General features: G+C 47.0%; 23 protein-coding genes. 14 read left to right on the forward strand and 9 right to left on the reverse strand.

Annotated elements, in window-relative coordinates; all coding sequences use genetic code 11:
* Window position 1 precedes the first annotated feature (1 nt).
* From hisB to NIA71_RS14425, 8 genes are all read left to right on the forward strand, one after another.
* A complete protein-coding gene (hisB, locus tag NIA71_RS14390) occupies window positions 2-589 on the forward strand; it encodes an imidazoleglycerol-phosphate dehydratase HisB (protein ID WP_148397083.1) in 588 nt (195 codons plus the stop codon).
* A gap of 11 nt (window positions 590-600) precedes the next feature.
* Entirely contained in the window at window positions 601-1,221 is a 621-nt protein-coding gene (hisH, locus tag NIA71_RS14395) for an imidazole glycerol phosphate synthase subunit HisH (protein WP_253020761.1), read from the forward strand.
* Between the two features lie 21 nt (window positions 1,222-1,242).
* A complete protein-coding gene (locus NIA71_RS14400; RefSeq protein ID WP_148397081.1) occupies window positions 1,243-1,893 on the forward strand; it encodes a DUF4825 domain-containing protein in 651 nt (216 codons plus the stop codon).
* On the forward strand, window positions 1,894-2,604 hold the full coding sequence (hisA, locus tag NIA71_RS14405) for a 1-(5-phosphoribosyl)-5-[(5-phosphoribosylamino)methylideneamino]imidazole-4-carboxamide isomerase (protein ID WP_148397080.1): 711 nt from the start codon (window positions 1,894-1,896) through the stop codon (window positions 2,602-2,604).
* Between the two features lie 10 nt (window positions 2,605-2,614).
* Window positions 2,615-3,370, forward strand: a complete 756-nt coding sequence (hisF, locus tag NIA71_RS14410) for an imidazole glycerol phosphate synthase subunit HisF (RefSeq protein ID WP_148397079.1) — start codon at window positions 2,615-2,617, stop codon at window positions 3,368-3,370.
* Window positions 3,371-3,382: 12 nt separating this feature from the next.
* Window positions 3,383-4,018 carry a bifunctional phosphoribosyl-AMP cyclohydrolase/phosphoribosyl-ATP diphosphatase HisIE gene (hisIE, locus tag NIA71_RS14415; protein ID WP_253020762.1) on the forward strand — a complete coding sequence of 212 codons (636 nt, stop codon included), beginning with the start codon at window positions 3,383-3,385 and terminating at the stop codon, window positions 4,016-4,018.
* 118 nt (window positions 4,019-4,136) lie between these two features.
* Complete coding sequence (locus tag NIA71_RS14420; RefSeq protein ID WP_253020763.1) at window positions 4,137-6,866, forward strand: S8 family serine peptidase; 2,730 nt, start codon at window positions 4,137-4,139, stop codon at window positions 6,864-6,866.
* A gap of 14 nt (window positions 6,867-6,880) precedes the next feature.
* On the forward strand, window positions 6,881-8,236 hold the full coding sequence (locus NIA71_RS14425; RefSeq protein ID WP_253020764.1) for a hypothetical protein: 1,356 nt from the start codon (window positions 6,881-6,883) through the stop codon (window positions 8,234-8,236).
* Between the two features lie 100 nt (window positions 8,237-8,336).
* Here NIA71_RS14425 and NIA71_RS14430 read toward each other — a convergent pair whose 3' ends face one another.
* From NIA71_RS14430 to NIA71_RS14440, 3 genes are all read right to left on the reverse strand, one after another.
* Window positions 8,337-9,419 (reverse strand): dihydrodipicolinate reductase, encoded by a 1,083-nt coding sequence (locus NIA71_RS14430; protein WP_253020765.1) that lies wholly within the window; start codon window positions 9,417-9,419, stop codon window positions 8,337-8,339.
* Window positions 9,420-9,548: 129 nt separating this feature from the next.
* Window positions 9,549-10,391 carry a MerR family transcriptional regulator gene (locus tag NIA71_RS14435; RefSeq protein WP_253020766.1) on the reverse strand — a complete coding sequence of 281 codons (843 nt, stop codon included), beginning with the start codon at window positions 10,389-10,391 and terminating at the stop codon, window positions 9,549-9,551.
* A 162-nt stretch (window positions 10,392-10,553) separates the two neighbouring features.
* On the reverse strand, window positions 10,554-11,147 hold the full coding sequence (locus NIA71_RS14440; protein WP_148397073.1) for a TetR/AcrR family transcriptional regulator: 594 nt from the start codon (window positions 11,145-11,147) through the stop codon (window positions 10,554-10,556).
* Between the two features lie 222 nt (window positions 11,148-11,369).
* On the opposite strand from NIA71_RS14440, the gene NIA71_RS14445 reads away from it, so the two are divergent.
* On the forward strand, window positions 11,370-12,779 hold the full coding sequence (locus NIA71_RS14445) for an MFS transporter (protein WP_253020767.1): 1,410 nt from the start codon (window positions 11,370-11,372) through the stop codon (window positions 12,777-12,779).
* Between the two features lie 16 nt (window positions 12,780-12,795).
* The gene (locus NIA71_RS14450) at window positions 12,796-13,953 is read left to right on the forward strand and encodes an iron-containing alcohol dehydrogenase (protein ID WP_253020768.1); all 1,158 of its coding nucleotides are present in this window, start codon (window positions 12,796-12,798) and stop codon (window positions 13,951-13,953) included.
* 239 nt (window positions 13,954-14,192) lie between these two features.
* Here NIA71_RS14450 and NIA71_RS14455 read toward each other — a convergent pair whose 3' ends face one another.
* Entirely contained in the window at window positions 14,193-14,783 is a 591-nt protein-coding gene (locus NIA71_RS14455) for a TetR/AcrR family transcriptional regulator (RefSeq protein ID WP_148397070.1), read from the reverse strand.
* A 206-nt stretch (window positions 14,784-14,989) separates the two neighbouring features.
* Here NIA71_RS14455 and aguA point away from each other — a divergent pair, with 206 nt between their 5' ends.
* Both aguA and NIA71_RS14465 read left to right on the forward strand, forming a co-directional pair.
* Window positions 14,990-16,096, forward strand: coding sequence for an agmatine deiminase (gene aguA / locus NIA71_RS14460; RefSeq protein ID WP_148397069.1), 1,107 nt, complete (start codon window positions 14,990-14,992; stop codon window positions 16,094-16,096).
* Between the two features lie 38 nt (window positions 16,097-16,134).
* Window positions 16,135-17,580, forward strand: coding sequence for an amino acid permease (locus tag NIA71_RS14465; protein ID WP_253020769.1), 1,446 nt, complete (start codon window positions 16,135-16,137; stop codon window positions 17,578-17,580).
* A gap of 287 nt (window positions 17,581-17,867) precedes the next feature.
* Here NIA71_RS14465 and NIA71_RS14470 read toward each other — a convergent pair whose 3' ends face one another.
* Entirely contained in the window at window positions 17,868-19,151 is a 1,284-nt protein-coding gene (locus tag NIA71_RS14470; RefSeq protein WP_253020770.1) for a cytidylate kinase family protein, read from the reverse strand.
* Window positions 19,148-19,579, reverse strand: coding sequence for a MarR family winged helix-turn-helix transcriptional regulator (locus NIA71_RS14475; protein WP_253020771.1), 432 nt, complete (start codon window positions 19,577-19,579; stop codon window positions 19,148-19,150). Before NIA71_RS14475 ends, NIA71_RS14470 begins: the two co-directional genes overlap by 4 nt.
* Window positions 19,580-19,865: 286 nt before the next feature.
* On the opposite strand from NIA71_RS14475, the gene NIA71_RS14480 reads away from it, so the two are divergent.
* Window positions 19,866-20,798: a helix-turn-helix transcriptional regulator gene (locus NIA71_RS14480; protein WP_253020772.1), complete on the forward strand. Its 933-nt coding sequence runs from the start codon at window positions 19,866-19,868 to the stop codon at window positions 20,796-20,798.
* Window positions 20,799-20,809: 11 nt separating this feature from the next.
* Here NIA71_RS14480 and NIA71_RS14485 read toward each other — a convergent pair whose 3' ends face one another.
* From NIA71_RS14485 to NIA71_RS14495, 3 genes are read right to left on the reverse strand one after another with little or no spacing between them, the layout of a single operon-like run.
* A complete protein-coding gene (locus NIA71_RS14485; RefSeq protein WP_253020773.1) occupies window positions 20,810-21,916 on the reverse strand; it encodes an amidohydrolase in 1,107 nt (368 codons plus the stop codon).
* Window positions 21,901-22,134 carry a hypothetical protein gene (locus tag NIA71_RS14490; RefSeq protein ID WP_253020774.1) on the reverse strand — a complete coding sequence of 78 codons (234 nt, stop codon included), beginning with the start codon at window positions 22,132-22,134 and terminating at the stop codon, window positions 21,901-21,903. The genes NIA71_RS14485 and NIA71_RS14490 overlap by 16 nt, the downstream gene beginning before the upstream one ends.
* Window positions 22,135-22,160: 26 nt before the next feature.
* On the reverse strand, window positions 22,161-23,564 hold the full coding sequence (locus NIA71_RS14495) for an MFS transporter (protein ID WP_332108552.1): 1,404 nt from the start codon (window positions 23,562-23,564) through the stop codon (window positions 22,161-22,163).
* 183 nt (window positions 23,565-23,747) lie between these two features.
* Here NIA71_RS14495 and NIA71_RS14500 point away from each other — a divergent pair, with 183 nt between their 5' ends.
* Window positions 23,748-25,103, forward strand: a complete 1,356-nt coding sequence (locus NIA71_RS14500) for an APC family permease (RefSeq protein ID WP_253020776.1) — start codon at window positions 23,748-23,750, stop codon at window positions 25,101-25,103.
* Window positions 25,104-25,157 lie beyond the last annotated feature (54 nt).

Genomic DNA, 25,157 nt, shown 5'->3' on the forward strand with positions numbered 1-25,157 from the left:
TATGAGAAGCAGCCAGATCATCAGAACTACCGGAGAGACGGATGTAAGGATCTCCCTGGATATCGACGGCAAAGGAACCTTTGACATCGACACCGGCTGCGGATTTCTCAATCATATGATGGAATTATTCGCCCGCCATGGCCGTTTCGATCTTTCCATAAAGTGCAAAGGCGATAGCCACGTAGATGACCATCACACGGCAGAGGATATCGGAATTTCCCTTGGACAGGCTTTTAAAGAGGCTCTGGCAGACAAGAAAGGGATAAGAAGATATGGGAATATGACGCTGCCCATGGATGAAACGCTCATCCTGTGTGCGCTGGACATCAGTGGGAGAGCGTACCTGAATTTTGACGTTTCGATTCCCGCGCAGAAAGTCGGGAGTTTTGACACGGAGCTGGTCAAGGAATTTATGACTGCGTTTTCCAGGGAAATGGGGCTGACCCTTCATTTTAAAATGCTGGCCGGAGAAAACAGCCACCACATCATCGAGGCCGTTTTCAAGGCGCTGGCCAGGGCACTGGCCCAGGCAGCAGCTATCGATCCTGAATATGCAGACGAGATCCCTTCCACAAAGGGCGTTCTCTAGAAAGGTAAGACATGATTGCAGTAATTGATTATGGAGTTGGAAATTTATTTTCTCTCACCGCTTCGCTGAAGTTTTTAGGTGCTGAGACGGTGGTAACCAATCAAAAAGAAGATATTGAGGCGGCTGATCGGATCATCCTTCCGGGCGTGGGCGCCTTTGAAGACGCCATCGCCAAATTAAAGGCCACCGGCCTTGTGGAAACGATCATCCGGGAGACCGAAAAGGGGAAACCCCTTCTGGGTATCTGCCTGGGCATGCAGCTTCTCTTTGAAATGAGTTACGAATACGGGCGCCACCGGGGACTGGGACTGATCAAAGGCGAGATCGCTTCCATTGAGGAGGATCTGCCCAAAAGACCCGGCGGCAGACTGAAAGTTCCCCATATCGGATGGAACAGTCTCAATCTGAAATGCAGCGACCCTCTCTTTAAATATATCAAAGAGGGCGATTATGTCTATTACGTGCACAGCTTTTATGGTAAGAATTGTCTTGAGAATACTATCGCATCGTCCAATTACGATATCGAAATTACAGGAGCCGTTCGCAGCGGATCCGTGTATGGAACTCAGTTTCATCCGGAGAAGAGCGGCAATGTGGGGCTCAATATTCTCAGGGCCTTTATCCAGCTATAACAGAATATAGGAGACAAGACCATGAAAAAGGTGCACAAAGCCATCAATAAGAACATTCGAATGCTTCTTATTATCGCAGCGGCTACGGTGGTTGCCTTAGCCGTTTTATTGATGCTGATTGCAGGGAACGAGGAACGGAATCAAATTCCCACCGACCCTACCAAAACCTCTGAGACAAAAGAGTCAGAAGCGCCGACAGATGTGAACGAGACGACGGTACCGACTCAGGAACAGGGAGTATCGCAGCAGGCACAGCTTCTTTATGACGCTAGAGTGGAGGATATCAATGACTCTGCATCGGTGGCAAAGCTCTTGGAGACCGTGGATTTGAGGAAGAATATGGCTAATTATCAGGTTACGCTCATGGTGAAGGAAAGTCCCAAGAGCATGGTAATCACATTTGACAAAACCATTTCTGCGGCCGAACAGCAGGCCTTTGACGAAAAAATGCAGAAATACGCAGAACAGATTCTGGCCTTGACAAAGGGGGCAGATCAGGTTCAATGGGTGTACACTGTAAAAGGGGAAGATGGGAAAAAAGAGGAGCGCAACGTTTATCTCGATGCGCAGCGTGCCAAAGAGCTGCTGAAAAATGATGTGACAAAATATGGGGCATCGGCAAAAGCGGTGCAGAACCTGCTTGACCAGCAGAACAGAAAGGATGTTAGATAAATGGAATTATTTCCGGCGATTGATTTGAGAGACGGGCAGGCTGTGCGTCTGTTTCAGGGTGATTATGATCAGATGACCGTGTACAGCAAAAGTCCGGTGGACGTGGCAAGGCAGTTCAAGGCCAAAGGTGCGAAAAACCTCCATCTGGTCGATCTGGACGGAGCCAAGGACGGCGTGCTAGTCAATTTTGAATCGATACGGGAAATTGTTACAGACATGGACCTCTTTGTGGAAGTGGGCGGCGGAATCCGCGATGAAGATCGGATCCGTCAATATCTGGATCTGGGCGTGGGCCGGGTTATCCTGGGAACGATCGCCGTAAAAGAACCGGAGTTTCTCGAAGAAATGGTCCGTAAATATAAGGAAAAAATTGCGGTGGGCGTGGATGTGAAAGACGGTTTCGTAGCTGTAAGCGGCTGGAAAGAAGTGACGGACCGGGAGGGCATGGAATTCTGCAGGTATCTGCGGGACATCGGTGTCACCACCGTGATCTACACGGATATTTCCAGGGACGGCGGCTTGAAGGGAACCAACCTGGAAGTTTATAAACAGCTTTCCCAAATCAAAGGACTCCAGGTAGTGGCTTCTGGCGGAATCAGCTTTGCCGAGGAAATAACCGCTTTGAAAGAAACCGTCTACGGAGCCATTCTGGGCAAAGCCCTTTATGACGGGCTGCTGGATCTGGAAACGGCTGTCGAGCTGGCAAAATAGAGGAGGATACATGATCACCAAACGGATCATTCCCTGCCTGGACGTGCGCAACGGAAGGGTGGTAAAGGGAATTAATTTTGAAGGAATACAAGATGTGGCGGACCCGGTGGAAATGGCCCGCTTCTATAATGAAAGCGGCGCCGATGAGCTGGTCTTTTACGATATAACGGCCAGCGTGGAAGAGCGGGCCCTCTTTTCCGATATTCTAGTGAACGTGGCCTCCCAGATTTTCATCCCCCTCACGGTGGGCGGAGGCATCAATACCTTGGATGATTTTGACCGAGTGCTCAAATGCGGCGCCGATAAGGTGAGCGTCAACAGCGGCGCAATCCGTAATCCCGATCTGATCGAGCAGGGAGCAAAAAAATATGGAGATCAGTGTGTGGTACTGAGCATGGACATCAAACGGGTGGATGGCGTTTTTAAGCTGTTCTCCAAAGGCGGCAGAGAAAATACCGGGATCGACGCTCTTCAGTGGGCCGTCGACGGCGTGGAGCGCGGCGCCGGTGAATTAGTGGTCAACAGCATCGATACCGACGGCGTAAAAAACGGATTCGATCTGGAGCTTTTGGATGAAATCGCGGCCAGAGTCTCCGTGCCTATCATCGCCTCAGGGGGAGCGGGTAAAATGGAGGACTTTTCCCAGCTGTTTCAGCATCCGGGGATCGACGCGGGGCTGGCGGCCAGCATCTTCCACTTTAAGGAGATCGACATCCGTGACCTGAAGCAATATCTGAGAAAGGAAGGCGTAGAGGTTCGCCTCTAGCAAGGTGGAAATATGGAATTGAAATTTGACGATAAAGGCCTGATTCCTGTCATTGTGCAGGATTACTATACCAAGCAGGTGCTGACAGTGGCTTATATGAACCAGGAATCTCTGGATATCACCATGAAGGAAGGATATACCTGCTTTTACAGCCGCAGCCGGGCAGAGCTCTGGAGAAAAGGTGAAACCAGCGGCAACCGGCAGAAGGTGGTCACTATTACCGCCGACTGCGACCAGGATGCTCTGGTGGTTGAGGTGATCAAGGACGGTCCCGCCTGTCATACAGGAGCGGAGAGCTGTTTTTTCAACCAAATTTATCAGGCCGGGGATGAGACTCCATTTTCCTATCAGGCTCTGTATGACATGATTAAGGGGCGTAAAACCCAGCCCAAAGAAGGAAGCTATACCACTTACCTCTTTGATAAGGGTATGGATAAGATCCTCAAAAAGGTGGGAGAAGAATGCACCGAGGTCATCATTGCCGGCGCCAAGGACGATAAGGAAGAGACGGTCTTTGAGATCGCCGATCTGGCCTATCATGTGATGGTGATGATGGTTGAACAGGGGATCGGGCTCCCGGATATCACGGCGGAGCTGGCAAAGCGTCACGTTGTGGATCATAAAGTAAAACAGGAGCGTCTGAAATAGAATTGATTTGTTATAAAATTCTGCCTTTTTGTAAAAAAGGGGCAGTTTTTCTTTTTTGATTATAGTATAATATTCTTATGATCGCTATTGTGGAAAATCAATAAAAGAAAGGAAGATTATGAAAAGAACAAGAAAATTCATTGCGCTGCTGTCGGCCGCAGCTCTGTTTATTGCTACAGCAAGTTCTGTAATGGCCGAGACCGCAGGTCAGGGGGAAAGTCAAAAGACGCCTGCGGCCGTATCGGCAGAAGCCAGGGAAATGGTGGACGGCGCCGACTATGTGGACGATCAAGTAATCGTCGTCTTTAAAGACCGGGTGTCGAATGCCAAGATTAAAAAGGAAATCAAGGCAGAAGACGCGAAGTGCCTGGAAATCAGCCAGCCTGTGGAAGACTCCAAGGTGGCGGTGGCCGATATCAACAAAAACGATTCTGTAGAAGAAGCGATTACCAAGCTGGAGCAGAACCCAAAGGTAGAATACGCCCAGCCTAACTACCGCTATAAACAGGCAGGCGTCAACGATCCCCTTGCCAATGATGAAGGCGTCAACCAGTGGTATCTGACTAACATGAAGGCCCGGGAAGCCTGGAACACCATGGAGGCAAAAAAGAACAGTCTGTCGCAAGTGACTGTAGCGGTGATCGATACGGGAATCGATAAATCCCATGAAGATCTCAGCGCCAATGTGAGCAGCAAATCTATGAAGCTGGACTCTTCGGGAAATATCACATCCCTGAGGGGCGACTCCGATTCCCACGGAACCCATACGGCGGGAATCGTGGGAGCAGTCTCCAATAATGGCAAAGGCATCGCCGGCATCGCATCGGGCGGAACCGATAATAAGGTCAAGCTGATGGCCATCGATGCTTCTACCAACTATAATGGTGAGCTGTATTTTAATACCTACAACCTGGTTGAAGCCATCAACTATGCCATGAAAAACGACGCTAAGGTGATCAACATGAGTCTGGGCGGCTTTGGCCGCAACTACATTCTGGAAGAGAGCGTCGAATCAGCCTATAAAAATGGCGTTACCATCGTTGCTGCTGCCGGAAATGAGAACACAGACGAGATATGCTTCCCATCCGACTATGGGGAAGTAATCAGTGTCTGTAACCTCACCAGACAGAACAAGCGGTATAATTCAGCCATGTACGGCTCCAATTACGGCCTGGCCAAGGACATTTCCGCGCCGGGAACCAGCATATTGAGTACCATTCCGGGAGATTACGGGCAGATGAGCGGAACCTCCATGTCAGCGCCCATGGTCAGCGCGGTGGCAGCCATGCTCTATGCGGTGACCCCGGATATCAAGCCTTTCCAGGTAAAGAACATCCTCTGCGGTACCGCCCAGTATTTGGGAAACGATCAGGGTGCGGAAAACACAGGCGATAACAAATTTGATTATTATACCGGCTACGGCCTGGTAAATGCCCAAAAGGCTGTGGAAGCGGCCATGGAAAGTCCGGCGGCCAGTGCCACTTCCATTACCTTTAAGGAAGATACAATCCGCATTGACCAGGGGCAGAGCCAGATGCTGGAGGTTCGGGCAGAACCGGCCAACGTGACGGATAATGTTAACTGGAAAAGCAATAACACTCTCGTTGCTGAAGTAGATTCAAAGACCGGAAAAGTAACAGGAGTAGCTGCAGGAACTGCAGTCATTACCTGCACCATCGGAAGTACAAGCAAATCATGCACGGTACTGGTAGCGCCGGTGGTAGCGCCCACATCCCTTAATATTGTCAACGCAGACAAGGCGAAAAATATGGCCATGGGCAGCTCCTTTTATCTGGATGCGCAGGTCTTGCCCAAGAATGCCGATAACACCGAGATCAGCTGGAATAGCAGCGATAAAAATGTGGTTACGGTGGATGAAGAAGGCATGGTGGAAGCCAGAGGCATCGGAACTGCCAAAATTATCGGCTACACGTCAGGCAGCCCGGACAAAGACCCGGCCAGGAGTTTGACCGCCGGCAACAAACTGGCGCAGATCGTTGAAGTTACGGTTACTTACTCCGATGTCACCGGTGTGAAACTGATCAGCCCTCAGCAAAAGATTAAACTGGGAAGTTCCTATACCTTTAAAGCAGCCTTTACGCCGGACAATGCCGACCAGAGCCTGCCGGTTGCCTGGTCCAGCAGCAACCGGTCGGTAGCGGATATCGATAAAAACACGGGAGCGCTGACAACCGCCGGTTTGGGCCAGACCACCATCAAGGCTAAAGCGCCAAACGGTAAATTCACCTCCCTGCGGATCACCATTTTTAAAACCGGATATTCGGGGAAAGCCTACGGACTGAAGGCATCCTCCTCCAGCTATTCGGCCAACAAACTGACCTGGAAGTCCATCCCCTATGCCGACGGCTATGAAATTTACCGGGCCGTAGGCAAGGGCAAGTATGCCAAAGTAAAGACGGTGTCAGGAACAAAGAACTCCTGGAAAAACACCGGCCTCAAGACTGGAACCAAATATCGGTATAAGATTCGAGCCTATTACAAGGCAGGGGCCAGCATCGAATACTGCGGATACTCCTCCGCAAAGAGCGCGACACCCAAGCTGAAGAAAGCTTCCGTAAAGACAAAAAACACAAAGAGCGGGATCACCATTACCTGGTCCAAGGTGCAGGGAGCTTCCGGTTATGTGGTGTACAAACATTCGGCCTCCAAAGGAAAATACGTCAAGAAAAAGACTCTGAAAACAAGCAAGATGAAAAAGCGCGCCTATACGGACAAAAAGGTAAAATGGGGCAAGAAGTACAAGTATAAAGTCAGAGCCTATCGGACCATAAAAGGCAAGAAGGTCTACGGACCTTATTCCAAGACCGCGGTCCGCACGTGCCGGTAAGGAGGGAATAAGCTATGAGAAAAAAAACCATAATCGCTGCTTTAACAGCGTGTATGATGCTGCTGACATTGCTTCCGTCCGCAGCCTTCGCAGCCTCCGCCAAAAAAGAACTGAAAAGCAGCATCCCTGTTGCATCGGGCGTGGATGAGGAATACGCGGAGCAGCTGAGGCAGCTCGCTTTGGAACTGCTGGATATGTTCTATGTGGAGAGCATCGAGCCAAAGGGAGCGTATTGCAGCGAGGTCTGGGCGGAGATCCAGGCGGCCTATCGTGAGCTGATGGCGCAAATCGACTCCATGAATGAAGACGACCTGTACATCATGCTGGTGGATGAGGAAAATGAGCTGGGCAGCGATTTTCAGCTTTTGGAACTGCTGGGTGAGATGACCTGGGTTAAAAGCACGGCCAAGGATCTGCCGGGATTGAAAACCAGCTACAAAAAAGAAATCGAACAGGAATACAAGGGTTATCGATCCTCTGATTACAACGATTATTACTGGGATCGGATTCAGGATGGACGATACATGGGTTTGAAGTGGATCAACGGTGCACAGAACTTCCGGACCGCTATCAAAGGCTACCTGACTGCAATGAACGCCATGGAGAACTCCTATGCCAAAGAGGATATCCAGGAGCTGCGCGCCCAGGCATGCGCCCAGATCAAACAGTATGTCAACCTGGGACTGGATCCGGCCCGATATACGTCCTATGATTGGAAACGGCTGGAGGGGATCCGCGATCAGGCAGTGCGGGAAATCAACGCTGCTGAGATGATGGAAGAAATCGTTCAAATCTATACCCAGGCCGGGAAAGACTACACGGACATCACAGGGATTGAGTTTCCGATGGAGGATTACCCCATTTTGACGGAACTGGATAAAAAACTGGAACGCTTTATCTACACCCTGGATGAGAACTTGTATACAGAAGACGGTTTGGAGAAGATCGAAGATATTTACTGGGAAGCATCGGAAGAGCTGATGTATGCCGAATCCAGAGAGCAGGCCCAGAAGATTTACAATACAGCCATCGCAAAGATGAAAGCGGTTCCTACCAAAAAGAAAGAGATCGCCGCTTTTAAGAAAAAAGTACCCAAGATCAAATCGGTAAAAGCGGTCAACAGCAGGACGCTGAAGATCACCTGGAAGAAGGTTTCCGGCGCTAATGGATATGTGGTCTACCGGGCGACTTCTCCCAAGGGAAAATACAAAAAGGTAAAAACCGTTAAAAAGGGAACCAAGCTGACCAATTCCAAACTGAAGAAGGGTAAGAAATATTATTATAAAGTGCGGGCCTACAAACAGATTGACAAGAAGAAGTATTACAGCAAATATTCCAAAGTGAAAAAGGGTGTTCCCGTGATGAGATAAGAAAACAGAAAAGGGCCCCGGCTGGCTAAGCTGGGGCCCTTTTTTCTGCTGTATAAGCATAATATTTTAAGTCAGAAGATGACAATGGTAATGAAATATGCTAAAGGCTTTTGACATATTCGTGAATCGGTTTGACCATGTATTGGCTGTAGGGCAGCTTGTCGGTACTGATATATCCCGGCTCTGCGTCGATGAGCTGAGGAAGCCGGTTGACAATAGTGGCGCAGGTCAGTTCTACGGTGGCCGGCCGGTTGACAATGATCGTTGTCTCCGGTTCGCCGTACAGGGTCCATTGATTTTTATCGAATTCCTCTGGGGCATAGACCTTGCCGATACATTCCGTTTCCAGGGTGATCCCTTCTGCTGTTTCGGTGGTCACAATGGCCGACATTCCCGTTGCGTCCCCCGCTTTAATGGTCATTCCCAATGTTTCTGAATGCAGGTCCTTGTCGTAAGTATGGGGAATGCATTTTTGTGTCTGGGAAACCACGGTTAGGCCCATCCTGCTGCAAAGCCATCCGTTCTGATTCCACATATAGGATGGAATGTACACCCCTTCTTCAACCAGAGCGCCTATTTCTTCCGATGAAAGATCGTTGTAATTACCAATCTGCCTTTCAAATTCAGCAATGGTCAGCCCGGCGCCGTGTCCTTGTGCCAGTGCAATCCCGTAATCCTCCACATTGTAGCTGCTGCTGCCTTTGATCTTTGTGATCCGGGCAGAAGACGCAGCCAGGTTGGTAATCATCGTCCCCCAAAAGAGATCCGGGTAGCCGCTGCCGCACAGGGTACATCCATACTCTTTAGCCAGTGCGTCCAGGTCTTTGGTAATGACCGGCGAGGAGTTCCATGGATAAAGGGATTCTTCGCAAGTGGAAATGGCGTTGACCTTGTTTTTTGCGCAAACGGAGAAAGCTTCTTTCAGCTCTTCCATGGTACTTCTGGTAGCGATCATGCAAATATCGGGATTCGTCGACTTGAAAACACGGTCTGCCTGATCGGCGGGAGAAACGATGACACCCATCGGGCCGCAGCCCAGAATCTCCCCCACATCTTTTCCAATAATCGCTGAATTCATATCAAAAGCAGCGACCAGCTCCGCACCTTTTTCAACGGCATATTGCATCAAATATTTACTCATTTTGCCGCAGCCGTATTGGGCAACTTTAACCTTACGTTTCATAATGAGACCTCCTCAATGATTCACGCAAAAGCGATAAACGGATTTCAAATTATGCAGCCCGGGTGCTAATTCTCTTTCTTACTAATCAGTATAAATGTTATAGTAAGTATAAAGTCAAGACTTTTTTGACTATTTTTTCATAGGGACCACTGGAATTTCAATTTTGTAGAACATGTTCCTTTGATTGTCCTCAAAGACCGGAAATTCTACCAGCACTTCGCACAGGTAGTCCCCGCAGACTTGAAACCCGTTGTCGCGGATCAGCGCAAGCAGCTTTCTGGCGTTGGCTTTTTCAGCATAGAAATCGTCGGAACAGACGCAGTAATACATGGCTGCCGGAATCGTTTCCGCTGATACGGTCGCATCTTCCGGGTCCACGAAAAGAAAGACTTCATGGGAGGAAAAGTTTTCTTTCATTAAATTTTCCTGTTTCATGATTGTTCCCACATTACAAAAATAGCTCATTGCAAGATCATTGTTGGCCAGGTGCATTTTCAATTCACGGAGCATGTATTCGTACCCGGCATAGTCCTGGTCAAAAAAATCTTTTTCCGAAGTATAGCGATAGATGTAACGCTGGGGGATATATTCCATGAACATCTGCCCGTCCTTGGGAAGTGCCTCGTACTGGCGGTAGTTTTCCAGTGTTCTGGCGATGGAGCGCTTGCTGCGGATCAGTTCCTCGATCTGCCCGTCAATGGCGTCCTGCTGCTGGACCAGAAAACGCTGAATGGATTCCGAATCCCCCTCGTCCAGCTGCTGGCGAATCTGCTTGAGGGTCATGCCGTATGCTTTCATGTACTGGATCATGTCCAATCTGGCGGACTGGATGATGTGATAATAGCGGTAGCCGGTGTGGGGGTCTATAATCATCGGACGAAGAAGCCCTTCTCGGTCGTAAAGCCGGAGCGTCTGCTGGGATATCCGGTTCAGCTTTGCCATTTGTCCGATGGTTAGTCTCTGCAAATCCATAATGATACCTCCTAAGATTATACTAACTATAAAGTGATGTGCACAGTATAGCATAATTTACAGAAAAGGGAAAATCTTTAGGCGGTAAGGGGTCAAAAAAGAAAAACATGTGAATAAGACTGGTGTACGAAGCAAATCGCTTTTTATGCACCAGTCCTGTTTTCACACGTTTTTTATGATATCCAAGAATATGGAGATGGCCGACACGGCATACTCTTCGGCCTTTTTCCGATCGCCGCGGCCGTGCTTATAAGAAAGAAGAACTTTCTCAAACATGCCTTTCAGGGATGAAATGTAAAACCAGGTAAGCTTCTCTGTATCGTCATATTTTAATAATCCTTTTTCCAGCGCCTCATTGAAAATATTTAAGATCAGCTTGTCGTCCAGTGAAAAACATTGGTCAACTATTTTTTTATTTTCTTCACTGAACTCGTTCCAATAGGTTTCCGGAGCAATGCGCCAGACTGGCATATCGACTGTGGCGATAAACAATTCACCATATTTTTTCAGCTTTTCCATAGGATCGTCGATGGTTTTCAAGTGGGAATTGACCAATTCCATCCATTTGGCATAATTGGTCGTCAGAACACTGACAAAGATTTCTTCTTTACTCTTAAAATGCCAATAAACGCTGCCTTTGCTGATTCCCACCTGAGAAATGATGTCGTTCATGGAGGTTCCGGCGTATCCCTTAGAAGCAAAAAGATCCAGGGATGTATCCAAAATCCGTTGTTTTGTATCCGTTTTACTTTTCATACAATCCTCTTAACTTGGCCTTTAATCACGGGTGAATATAAATTCATTTATGAATAATAGTTTAGCATAGACTGCAGGCAAAATCAACGTTGACAAGGGAAGGAAGAACGATTATATTAAAACCATACCAACTGGTCGGTTTAGAAAATAACGCCAGCCAAGAAAGGAGGGGAAAATCAACCGTTATTGAAATGGGTTTCAGCGAATGCTAGGAGGAAATAAATGAATAGTAATACGAAAAAAGGTCTTCCGTTAAAGGTAATGGTCGGGTACGGGTCTGCCGGATATGCAACATTATTTACCTTTACAATCGTTATTACCTATGGTTTGTATTTTTTTACCGATGTAGTGGGATTATCGGCGGGATTTGCCGGAATGTTGCTTAGCATCGGTACACTTGTCGATGCAATTACCGATCCGCTGATCGGGACCATCAGTGATAAGCGAAATCCGAAAAAAGGGCGTCGCCGGCCATTTTTGTTAATGGCTGCCATCCCCTTCGGGCTCGTATCATGGCTTTTATTCACTGACTGGGGATTCGGTTCCGGCATGTCTATGGTTTATTTTGCGATTCTCATCATTCTTTTCTATGTAGTCCAGACGCTGATCGATGTTCCTTATACAGCGCTGGGATCGGAGATGACACTGGATTATGATGAGCGAACCAAGCTGAGTTCCATTCGTTATACCTGGGCTACAGTGGGCGGCATTGTCAGTGGATTTACAATGGCGATCACCGCTTATTTGGGAAAGCTGTTTGATTCAGCCAGCATGGGATGGTCCGCTGCTAATTTAATGTTCGGACTTCTGTGCACAATCACCATACTGATCGCCTGGAAAACGACGAAAGGCCGGGAAAGCACAGAGATGGCAGATGGGGAGCCCTTCAATCTGGCGAAAGCTTTCAAAGGTCCGTTTTCCAACAAATCGTTCAGGCACGTGGCCCTTTCCTATTTGTTTGGCATCGTGGGCCAGACCGTAGCCGTTTCTGTTACCGTTTACTATATGTCGTATAATTTGCAGCTGTCGGAAAATCAAATTTCCGCGGCAATGGTTATTATGTGGGTTGTGGCCTTTTTCTGGATTGCGCTGACAAACCATATCGCATTGAAATACTCCAAAAAAGTCGCATGGAATTTTTCAATGGTGATTTGGATCGCAACCCTGTTCATTTTCGTATGGGTGATCAATGCTCCGGGAAACGCCATCGCGGTATATGTCATGACCAGTATTTATGTGGTGGGATATAATGCCATTTACCAAGTTACGTGGGCATCCATACCGGATTGTGTCGAAGTGGATGAATTTAGAACCGGACAGAGAAAAGAGGGCCTTTATTATTCAATGGCCTCTCTCACGCAGAAACTGGGTTCGGCGATTGCAGTTGCCATCTGCGGGTGGATCATTACATGGCTGGGATATGATCCTGGTCTGGCGGAACAATCACAGACCACATTGACTGGATTCGCCGTTTTGTTGTCGGTCGGCACCAGCTTTTTTCTGCTATTGTCGATCATTGCTACTGCGACCAACCCTATGACAAAAGCTAGACACACAGCAATTAAAGAAGCCATTGCCCTGAAAGAAGCAGGAAAGCCGTATTCGACGGAATCCTTTAAAGAACTTTTGTAGGATAAGGAGGGAAATCATGGAATTTATTTTTAACGTGCCCAGTAAAGTGATGTTCGGTGAACATTACTCCGATAATACAGGCCAATATTTTAAGAATGCGGATGTAGATAAAATTATGTGCATCTATGACCAAGGGGTAAAAAGCACCGGCATTGTAGATCGTGTTTTGGAGAGCGTAAGAGGCGAAGGCATTGAGGTCCTTGAATTTGGAAAAGTGGTTTCCGATCCCCCGGCTGGTCTGATCGATCAGGCTGCCGCCATCGCTCGAAAGGAGAAGGTTCAAGGCATTCTGGGAATCGGCGGCGGAAGCACCATGGATACGGCAAAGTGTGTGAACGCGCTGTTGGGAAATGAAGGGAAGATTTTGGATTACGCCCATGACTACGATACTATGAAGTGCACGGGCGGGTATTTGATTTTGGTGCCCACCACCTTTGGGACTAGTAGTGAAGTGACAGATGGGGGAGTTTTGAGCGTCCCTGATGAAAAGCGAAAAGTGAGCATTTGGGGGAAAAACCTGGGAGCCGATTTGGCAGTGATCGATCCTGTCCTGGCGCTGGGGATTCCAAAAGGAATAACGGCCGCAACCGGTATGGACTCCCTGGCTCATGCGGTGGAATCCTATATGTCTATGATTGCCACGCCCATTACGGAAGCCATTTCCCTGCAAGCGATCCGCACGATTATTGAATATCTGCCAAAGGCTGTGGAAGCGGGCAGCTGCCTTGAAAACAGAACCGGGATGTGCCTGGGCTGCTTGACGGCCGGGCTTGCCTTTAATAATGCCTTTCAGAATCAGGGCCATGGCTTGGCCCATCCTATGGGCGCCTATTGGCATCTGCCCCATGGAGTCGCATGCGCCATCGCCTTGCCCTTTTCCATTAAAGATAACGTCCATGCTGTGCCCGAAAAAGTACGAGCATTGGGCGAAATCATGGGTCTGAAATTGCCGGAGGAAATGGACAACGATGAGCTGGGAACCCTGGTGGCAGAACGGGTAGAAGCATTCGCTGACGGCATTGGCATTCCCAATTTGAAAGAGCTGGGCGTCGAGCCCTCCTTGATTGAAACCGTGGCGGAAGCAGTAAAATCCGAGCCGGACCAATATACCTATCCCCATATTCCCAAAACAGAGGATATGGTCGAATTTCTCCACAAAAATTACGATAAATAGGCTATAGGATATTTTATTAAGGCCGGAAGCTGCCAGCCGGGAAATAAATGCCGCTATTAAAATCTTAAAAAACACATTCGTTTCAGACAGTTTCGGCCTATAATGCCCCTTTCCAGCGCTGCGCAAATAAAAAAGTATCAGGATTGAGCCCGCTACTACTCAATCCTGATACTTTTTTTAATGGTCCGCTTCAAAACTGTCAGTGAAGATGATGTTTTGGCGAAATACCGATACTTTAACTATCTAACAATCGTCTTTAAAAACAACTCAATGCCCGAGGCTGCGTAGTGCTCCAGTTTTTCATGATTGTTGTCCTGGTTCTTGTAGGAGAGAATGATCTTTTCGAACATGCCCTCCAGGCTGGAAATGTAAATCCACATCAGTTTTTCAGGATCTTCTCCGGAGATTAGGTTTTGGTCGATGGCCTCCTGGAAGATTCCCTGGAGAATAATATCGTCCTGAGAAAAACAATTATCTAAAATTTTCCTGTTTTCTGCGCTGAATTCGTTCCAGTAGGTTTCCGGCGAAATACGCCAGACAGGCATGTCGATGGTGGCGATAAACAATTCTCCGTATTTTCGAAGTTTGTCGATGGGATCATCGATAAGGGCAAGCTCCGAATTGACAAGGCTGATCCATTCCGCGTAGCTTTCCGTAATGACCTGCATAAAAATTTCTTCTTTGCTTTTAAAATGCCAGTAAACGCTCCCCTTGCTGATGCCGACGGCGGAAATAATGTCATTCATGGAGGTACCGCCGTACCCTTTGCTGGCGAAAAGCTCCAGAGAAGCGTTAACGATTTCTTGTTTTGTGTTTCGCGTTGATTTCATATCCAGACTCCAATACCTGCTTTCTTAATTACCAAGACATTTAAGCACAAAAAAAATAAAAAGTCAATTCTTGATATTGGGTGTTGACAATTTTCTGAAAATATTGTACTATTTCAGTACCGACCGGTCGGTCTAGTAAACATGCCGGCCGATTTTAAAAAAACTACCACCCAAATATACTTTTTGAGTAAAGAGGAGGAACAACAATGGCTAGAACATTAAAGAGCACACCGAAACAAGATGGATTCAGAATGCCTGGAGAATTTGAAGAACATGAACGGTCCTGGCTGATCTGGCCGGAAAGAACCGATACTTGGAGAGACGGAGGCAAGCCCGCGCAGAAAGTTTTCGTAGACGTTGCAACCAAACTGGTTAAATATGAACCTTTGACAGTACTGGTTTCTGCTACCCAGTATGAAAATGCAAGAGCAAGACTGCCGGAAGAAGTTAGAGTGATTGAAATGTCCACCGATGATGCCTGGACCCAGGATAAAGGACCCAGCTTTGTAATTAACGACAAGGGTGAGGTAAGAGGTGTACATTGGGGATGGAACGCTTACGGCGGTTTGGAAGGCGGACTCTACTTCCCGTGGAAGCTGGACTCCCAGGTAGGCCAAAAAATCCTGGAAATAGAAAACTGTGACCGCTATGATGCAACGAAATTTGTCCTGGAAAACGGCGCCACACAGGTGGACGGTGAAGGAACGCTGATCGTTACAGAGCAGGTATTCATGAATCATAATCGAAACGGCGACATGACCAAGGAAGAAACAGAAAGATATCTGAAAGAATATATGAACATCGATAAAGTGATCTGGCTGAAGCGGGGCATGGCCTTTGATGAAACCGACGGCCACGTGGACGATGTATGCTTCTTCGCAAGACCCGGCGTAATCGTTCTGTCTTGGGTGGACGATCCCAACCATCCCCAGTATTCTTGCCTGAAGGAAGCTTACGATATCCTTTCCAACGAGACAGATGCCAAGGGAAGAAAATTCGAAATTATTAAGATTCACATTCCGGAGGTTTTATATATCACCGAGGAAGAAAACGATGGTATCGATATTTGCCAGGATGCGGCTTCGAGAGAATCGGGACTGCCACTGGCCGTTACCTATATCAACTCTTATCTGATCAACGGAGCAGTCCTCGTTCCCCAGTTCGGAGATCCGAGAGACAAGGAAGCTATGGAGAAGATGCAGGAAATCTATCCGGACAGGGACATCGTTCCAATTTACACTAGAGAGTGGTCCCTGGCGGGCGGAAACGTTCACTGCATGACGCTTCAGCAGCCAAAAGCTCAGTGTAAGTAAATCATTGCACCATTTTCTAGCGCGGAAAGGAGACCGGCATGGAAGATAAAACACTACAAGACGGAACTCTACAGAAAGGATTAAAAAAATTACACGTGCAGATGGTTGCTTTGGGAGGCGTAATCGGCTCTGCCTACTTTTACGGGGTAGGCGGATTCATCCAAATGACCGGACCGGCAGCATTCCTGGCCTTTGCGCTGGGCGGCATCCTAGTATTTTGTACCTTGTACTGCCTGGGAGAACTGCTAGTGGCAATGCCGACAACTGGTTCCTTCATTTCTTACTCCAGAGAATTCATCTCCGATGGATGTGCTGCCGGTGTAGGCTGGACGTACTGGATTGCAATTATCGTTTACATACCATCTGAGTGCATCGTAATCGGGACGATCCTCAATATGTATGTGCCGCAAATCTCAGTATTCGCAGGCGCGGTGCTGGGATGCCTGGTCATCACCATCATCAATCTGAGGCAGGTAAGCAATCTGGGCAAGATTGAATCGATTCTGGCCATTACTAAGGTGGCGGCCATTGTGGTCTTCGTTGTACTGGCTGTTTTAATCGCCTTCGGCGTAATTGGAACCCATGAAGCGCCGGGCATGTCCAATATGACCGGACGGGGCGGGCTGTTCCCGCTGGGGGTAATGGCTATTTTCGCCAATCTATCCATCATCGTTATGAATTTTGCGGGAATTGAGATCGTGGCCCTGACAGCCGGGGAAACGGAAAATCCGGCCAAGGTTATGCCAAGCGCAGTAAGGGCCGGAGCTATCCGCGTGGTGCTGCTGTTCATCATTCCCACTTTCCTGGTTACGGTGATTCTGCCCTGGACGACTTGCAGCTATGACACCAGCGCTTTTGCGGATGCACTTTCGTACAATGGATTCGGCGCGCTATCTCACCTATTTAACCTGATCATTATTGTTGCGGCGCTGTCTTGTGCCAACTGCAACTTGTATGCTGCAATTCGGGATATGTTCTCCATGTCCAAGGAAGGCATGTCACCCGGAGTTATGGGTAGAACGACGAAAAAGGGCGTTCCCATTACGGCAGCTGTGTTCTCCCTGGTTGTAGTTTGGATTATCCTCTTTATCTACTCCTTTGACAGCTCCGGCTCCTTCTATGCCTTCCTCCTTTCCGTATCGGGGATCGCGACAATCTTCTGCTGGACTGCGATTTGCATTTCGCAGCTGATTTTCAGAAAACGGCTGAAACAGCACGGGCTGACCAAAAAGAATTTAAAGTTCCATACACCGCTGTATCCACTGCCCAATATTATTGGGCTGGTCATTCTGGCACTGGCCTTTGGCATCACTGCTTACTATCCGGATACAAGAATCGCGGTTATCGTGGGAATTCCATGGTTCCTGATTCCATATGTAATCTTTACGGTTATGAGCAAGAGCGGAAAATACAAGGTGAAAAAGGAAATTGATTTCGATGAAGTTTTGGAAGAAATTAAATCGGAAGACTATTTGAAAGACTAAGTGAATGCAGTAAGAAAATTGGCCCCGGGAGCTCCCGGGGCTTTTTACTTGCAGCTTTATTTTTACAGAAGTTTTCCGGAATGTGAGGGGGCTGCAGCTTGAGGATATTCGGGAAAAAATTGAAAAAAGATTTCGCTTTTTACGCAAGTTCCAACGATCTGGCGCTGTCAAATTCGTAACAAGGCCGCGAGGGCCGCATAGTTGGCGGGATCAGGTCCCGCCAACCCACAACTTTGCGTAAATAATTCGATTTCTTTTATAAATTTTCCGCGGGCCCATGGGCACACCTAAAGAATAGAGGCGATTAACTCCACGGTTTTATCAACTCCGGCGGTGCCGGTATCCACACAGAGGTCATAGTTAGAGGCCATGCCCCACACCTTGCCAGTGTAGTATTTATAATGGGTTGCCCGCTCCTTATTCACTTCCTTTACATGCTTTAAAGCGTTGGATTCAGACATCCCTTCCCGCCTCATGATCTCTCCAACCTTATGGCCCTCATCTGCATAAAGAAAAATGCGGCGCACGTTGGTGAAATCTTTGCAGATGTCGTCGGCGCATCGGCCTACGATTACACAGTTTCCCTTGGATGCGGTATCCAGGATCACCTGCTTTTCTGCTTCGTAAACATCATCCAAAATCGGCTTTTGTTCGGAGAAGTCGTAGAGCTGTGAAAGCATATCATATAGAAAAATACTAGTAATTTTCTGATCCTTTTTCTCCACTTCCCGCTCATCCATATGGAGTTTAGCAGCTGCCTGAGAAAGGATGTCCCGGTCATAAAAGGCAAACCCCAGCTCTTGGGAGAGCTTTTCCGCGATTTTTCTGCCGCCGCTTCCATACTCTCTGGCGATTGTGATAATCATGGGTTCCTCTCCCAAAGAAGCGGTTTTCTCAGAAGCAGGCTCCTTTTCCTGCGCAGCAGGCCGGAAGAAAACATCTTCAACTTTGGCGCCAATCTTTCGTTTAAGAAAACGGGCGATCATGCCGACGAGAACTGCTGCAATAATCGTCCCTTCCCGAACACCGGCCAGACCGCGGAAAAGGATCAAGCTCATGATTACGGCTGTAATTGCCATCGAAGAATCAAAAGCGACCTTTGTTTTTCCAAAGTCCGTATGAAAGGTTTTGGAAATCGCGTTAACAAAACATTCGCCTGGAAGCATAACCACATCTGCCGCCATTTCCATAAAGACGCCCGTTCCCAGAATCAAGCAGCCCAAAAGCAGACAGAGAAATTGTACAATATAGGCTTCCGGCGCCAAAAACCTGAGCAGATACATGGTCAGATCGATAAAGGCGGAAAACAAAAACGAAATCGGAATCTGCAGCCAGTACTGTTTGGGAAAGTTTTTTCGCAATAAAATCAGCTGCACGATCACCAGGACAATGCTCATATATAGGGTAAATATGCCTAAAGTTGGAGAAAAGGCCAGGCTGAGGGTGTAAGGAACACTGGAAATAGGCGAGGTTCCCAAGGCGGCTTTGGTAATGAGACTGATGCCGAAGGAGTTGATGAACAGCCCCAAAAAGAAGAATATGTATCGTTTTAATAATTCCATTTTACTCATTGCAGCACCTCAAAATCCGTCATTTTTTTACAGAATTGCAAAAGCGTGCGCGTCAATTCCTTTTGCTGCAGCGGATTCAAATCCGACAGCAGTTTGTTTTCACATTTTTTAAAAGCAGCCATAACTTCTTTCTGGCGCGCCCACCCAAGCTCGGTCAAATAGATATGAAAGGAGCGGCGGTTGCCAGAAAGGCTCCGTCTCTCAATCATCCCTTTGTCTTCCATCCGGTTGAGCAGTCCGGTGAGGGTGGCCGGGTCGATCTGGCATCCTACTGCAATCTCTTTTTGCACGCTTCCGTCGTGACGGCCCAGATAATCCAGCACTTTTGGCTGGCCCGCCGTCAGTCCCAGGGGAGAGAGCTCAGCCAATACCTGTTTCTGAAATAAAGAATGTACGATCATAATTAAATAGTGTAAACTTGTATCCATAAAAACGAACTCCTTTTTTAGTTAGCATACAAATAGTTTGTATGCTAATATTTTATCGTATATTTAAACTTTGTCAATTCTTTTTGTGGAATTTGGGCGGCTATGTCGAATTCAAAATTGAATATGCTATAATACTTTCATGGTAAACACACGCAGCGTTTCTTCAAGATAATACTGCTATGAATAGTTTTTTTGGCTGGATATGGATTGCCGCGGTGTTTTAGGATAAAAAATCCAGGATCGTTTTGGGGAAAAAGAAAGAATAGGAAAGGAGATCGGAACAACAATGATCCAGACAAAAAAAGTTTCATGGATACAAGGGACTCCTCTTGGACTCAGCATTTATTCAGCCAACTCTCTTTCCACTCAGCTGCAGGAAGGGGTTCTTGAAATCATTATGTGCATAAAAGGGAGCATCCGCTTTTCATATGCATATGAAGAGTTTACCCTCCACCAGGGAGAGTTCATTTCCGTGGACCGGGATGCCTACTATCTGGCGGAGGGCGACGGCAGCATCTGTGTCTCCTTTTACATTGATTTAGATCCCTTTTATGAAAAATATCCGGCGACACGAAACTCCATGTTCGTTTGTGAGGGACTGAAAGAATCCGAGCAGCCCTATCCTACGAAAGCTCACCTGGAGCTGCAGGGTCTGCTGCTGGGGATTCTGATATATCTCAATGAGGAAAATCAGCCTGATCTGGAAGTGGTCAACCGGGCTACTGATAAAATCATGCAAATGATGGTGCGTGAGTTTGACATTCTTTTCTATCTCGTCTCCCGGGAACAGCTCAGCGAGAAGTATATCGAGCGTTATCACGAAATAAGCGTCTTTCTGTGGAAACGTCTTCATGAGCCGGTGACCCTTCAGGATCTGGCAAAGGAGTTCCACCTCACAGAATCCTATGTCTCGGAGTTCATTCGAAAGAGCGGTCTCAGTTTTAAAAAAATGGTGGCTTACAACCGAGCCAATGCCTCGGAAAAAATGCTGCTTACGACTGATAAAAGCATCGCTCAGGTTGCTGAAGCCTATGGGTTTTCCGACGTAAAGCTGTACTATGCTGCATTCAAGCGCTGGTACCGATGCACGCCCAAGCAGTTCCGCGATAAATATAAATACGGCGTGCAGGATGATCTGGAATATGTGGAAATTCGGGATATTAAGGATGATGTCATGCAGATATCCATGCAGAATCATAGGACGAAGTTGTTTTTGTAAGGGCTCTTGTTCTATCCTCGGTATACGATTTTCCCTTGCTTCATGGTCAACTTAACGACCGTTTTATATATTTGGCCTACTTCTGTATGAAACAGATCCCGGTCCAGTAAAATCAAATCCGCATCCTTTCCGGGGAGCAGACTCCCGGTCGACTTTTCCCTAAACCACGAGGCGGCCGCATAGATCGTATATGCTTTGATTGCTGTCTTTAAATCAACTTTTTCAGAAGGATTCAGGATATGCGCTTCATCTTCATAAGAAGCATCGGGTGCGCACCTGGTGATAGCCTGCTGGATTCCTTGCCAGGGACTGAATGGTATGGGCAGCAGTTCTTTGGTCACCCCAATCGGTGCGTCGCTTCCGCAGGTCGCGAGAACGCCAGCATCAAAAAAGCGTCTGAATAGATATTCTGAATCTGCCCGTTCGCATCCCAAGTACGCGACGTCTACCTCTCGATACATACGCTCTTTTTCAAACCATTGCGGAGTCATTACAGGAATGGCGCCCAGTGAAGCAAACCGCTCTAAATCCTGCTCTTTCATTAATTGAATATGTGCAATCATATTTCTTGCATGGCGGCTGCCATTTACAGCAGAGGCGTATTCCATACCATCAAGGGCGGTGCAAACTGCTCGGTCGCCGATGGCGTGTATATGAATTTGAAGTCCCTGTTCATCCGCCAGTCTGCAAATTTCATTAAAATCTTCGGGTTCCCAGAGCAGGGTGCCTCTATTATTTGGATCATCTGAATAAGGCTCCTCGACCGCACCTGTTTTTGCTTCACAAACGCCGTCCAAAAAAATTTTCACTCCACCCGTATAGTAATTTCCACGGTTAAACATTTCAATTTTTTGTTGGGCTGCTTTAAGCTTTTCCCGGTTGCTTGTTTCATGATTGGAGGGGATAACCACATCCATAAACAGGTTGATCGGCAAATCTTCATCCAGCATCCGCAGGTAGGCTTCGTAGGCCGGCTCATCGGATATGCCGGCTTCCCGCACCGAAGTAACGCCAACGGATACACAGTCCTCAAAAAATCCGCTGGCTGTGCCATCCTCATTACGATCAATGCGGCCTCCTGCTGGATCTGCAGTATCATTTGTTATTCCTGCGTCCATGATAGCTTTTGAATTGGCCCAGGCATTACGGTTTTGCCTGCCGCATCGATTATTTCCGTCGTACTCCCAATGCGGCTTCGGATGAAAGACTCCTTTCCTACACAAAGAATTTTGCTTCCTTTAACCGCTATGGCCTCAGCCATGGTATCTTGGTCATCAGCTAGATATACGTTTGCGTTCAGAATCACAATATCGGCTATTTCCTTTTTGTTTTCCATGTTTATAAATTTCTCCTCTCCAGGATTTATTTTATCAATTCCTTAAATTTTTCCACGCTGAATGGCTGGCCTGTTTTTTTCTGTTCCGTAGCCTCAAGAATTGCCTGATAATTTTTTTGATTAATCGGGTATAACCAAAGGAAAACAATTCCAAATAGAATGGAGATTGCAGGGGCTATGGTATTAAGGAAAAGAATCCCCTTTTCGGTTGCCGTAGATTGAACTGCCTGGGTACCGTCATAATTAAAAAACGAAAGTAATAAGCCGCTGATCCACATGCCTAAGGCAGATCCTAGTTTTTGCGTAAAGGAGGTCAATCCCGTAACAGCGCCTTCTCTTCGGCAGCCATGTAAAAATTCGTCCACCTCTATACAATCGTAACTTAGGGAATACCCTAAAATCCAAAGTGCTGAGTTTCCCAGCTGATATAGAAAAGAGAATATTACTAATTGGACAAAACTATCAATACCTACGACATAGTATAACACGCATCCTCCTGCGGCCAGAGCATTCAGCAAAAGCAAAGCGTTTCGTTTTCCGATTTTATTAGCGATTACATTACAGATGGGAAGTACGATGAAAGTGATCACCGTATAACATGTCCAATAAAATGCCTGTGTTGTTTCCGAAAGGCCCAAATTATTATTCATCAAATAAACCAGGGCCGCCGATTCAATCGAAAAGGAGATGCAGAGGCAGATCATTGTCAGTGTAATATTCCGCAAAGGGCGCTGTTTTAAAAGTTCAATGTAATTACGCAGAAAGCCCCTTTCTATTTGTGTATTGGCATCCTTCACAAGAGTACTTCCAGCGGACAACTCTTTTCCTCTCGTAAAATTCCAGCAAATAAGTCCGCAGATAAGCCCGGCTCCGCCTATTACAAGCGCTGAAATGATCCATGCCAACTGATCAGAACCGCCTGCAAGAGACACCCTGTCCCAGATGAACATAGGAAGTGCGGTAACGCCCCAAACCGTAAGATAAATAAAAAATCCCACCACTGTTCGTAAATTATTGCGATCGTTAAAATTTTGCGTTAACTCCGCACCTAATGCGGAAAACGGTACCACATAAAAATCGTAAACAGTCCAGAACAAAATGCCGATTATAATATAGTAAGCATAGGAGGCTGTTGTGCTAAAATTAACAGCAGTAAACAGCAATACCGTAAAGAGAAGTAAAGGAAAAACAGCGGCCAGCATAAAAGGTCTCCGCCTCCCGTATTTTGACGTTGTTCGGTCAGCGATATACCCGATGATTGGAGTAACCATTGCATCCCATAAGATTACAATTAACGAAATTGTTCCGCCCATATAGGCAGCTGCTATATAGACACTTTTGTGGTGCAGGTGGGTTTCTTGGGTCGATATAAAAACCGAGCAGCGGAGGGGATCTTCAAGCCACATCCGCCTCGCATTCCGAAAATCCATGTCGCCTGCAATTTGAGAAAAACATACTTAAAGCGGCAGGCTAAAAAACAAAACATTATGGTAAATTTCATGTTTTTTAAACAATAAAATACCCTAAAAATTGAATTGCAGTATTCTGAAAATACTGTATTGTATAAATATAAGCACTCATCAAATGTAATTTGTTTATAGGAGGAAGAACATATGGAAGCAAAGGCTGTAACGGAACAAGGCCAGCTGAAACGAACGTTAAAGCTGCCGCAGTTATTTTTCATAGGAATGGCATACTTGTCTCCTGCCGCAGTTACCATGTACTTTGGTATTCTCAGCGTGTTGTCAGGCGGACATTATCCGATTGTCATTGCGATAACTGCAGTAGCCATGCTCTTTACTGCGATTAGTTATGCAAAGATGACCCGGCGCTATCCGGTAGCTGGCTCTGTGTATACTTATACACAAAAAACAATGAATCCTCATTTGGGATTTATGGTGGGATGGGCGATGCTGGCAGATTACCTGTTGCTGCCTATGGTTTGCTATTTGAGCTTCGGAATTTATCTCAATGTGGCGATGCCGTCAGTACCAATCTGGGTATGGATCATCATTGGAGTATTGATTGTAACCCTGTTCAATTTACGGGGAATTACAGTGGCTTCCACCGTAGATACAATCATTTCTCTCCTGGGAATTGCAGCACTGGTGGTAACCATCATTCTGGCAGTAATCTATGTGTTCGACGGCGGCGGAGAAGGAACTCTCTTTGCGACAGATATTTATATTAAGCCGGAATCCTTTACCATGACGGGTGTATTAGCGGCATCGGCTATTCTGGCCGTAGGTTTTTTGGGCTTTGATGCGGTTAGCACCATGGCTGAAGAGACGGTAAACCCCGAAAAGACAATCGGCCGTGCAGCCGTGCTTATCTGTTTGGGAGCGGGCCTCTTGTGGGTAGTGACAGCAATTATCATGAATGCGGCCTGGCCAAACGCCTTTTCAGAAGTTACGGATCCGGATTCTGCAATTACGGAATTTTATGTAAAAATTGGATATCCCATGTTCAACTACATATTTATTGTTCTTAATTCCGTATGCTGCATCGCGATTTGCATTACCGGCCAGATGGCAGTTTCCAGAATTATGTACAGCATGGGAAGAGACGGATTTTTGCCTCAAAAGGTGTTCGGCTATCTCAGCCCTAAGACAGGCGTCCCAGTATATAATATATTAATTGCTGGAATCGTAGGTCTGGTAGCAATCATTTTCCAGGGCAATATGACAGGAGCTGCTTCGCTGGTCAGCTTCGGCGCACTGGTAGGCTTCTTTTTCGTCAATTTGTCTGTCGTCATGCAGTATTGGGTCAAAGACCGCAAGAGAGGGGGAAAAGCTGTGTTTCAATATATTGTGATTCCAGCTATTGGAGCAGTGGTCATTCTTTACCTGTTTTTCAGCCTGGAGACAAATGCCAAAATTATCGGAGGAATCTGGCTTGCGGCAGGGCTCGTTTATCTGCTGTTTAAGACAAAAGGACTGAGACAGCTTCCTCCCCAAATCGAGCTGTAAACAGACTGACTTTACTGCGATACTTAGCGCACTTCGCAACTTACAGCCAAAGCG

This window comes from Ihubacter massiliensis (assembly GCF_024125305.1).
In the GTDB taxonomy this organism is placed as follows: domain Bacteria; phylum Bacillota; class Clostridia; order Peptostreptococcales; family Anaerovoracaceae; genus Hominibacterium; species Hominibacterium faecale.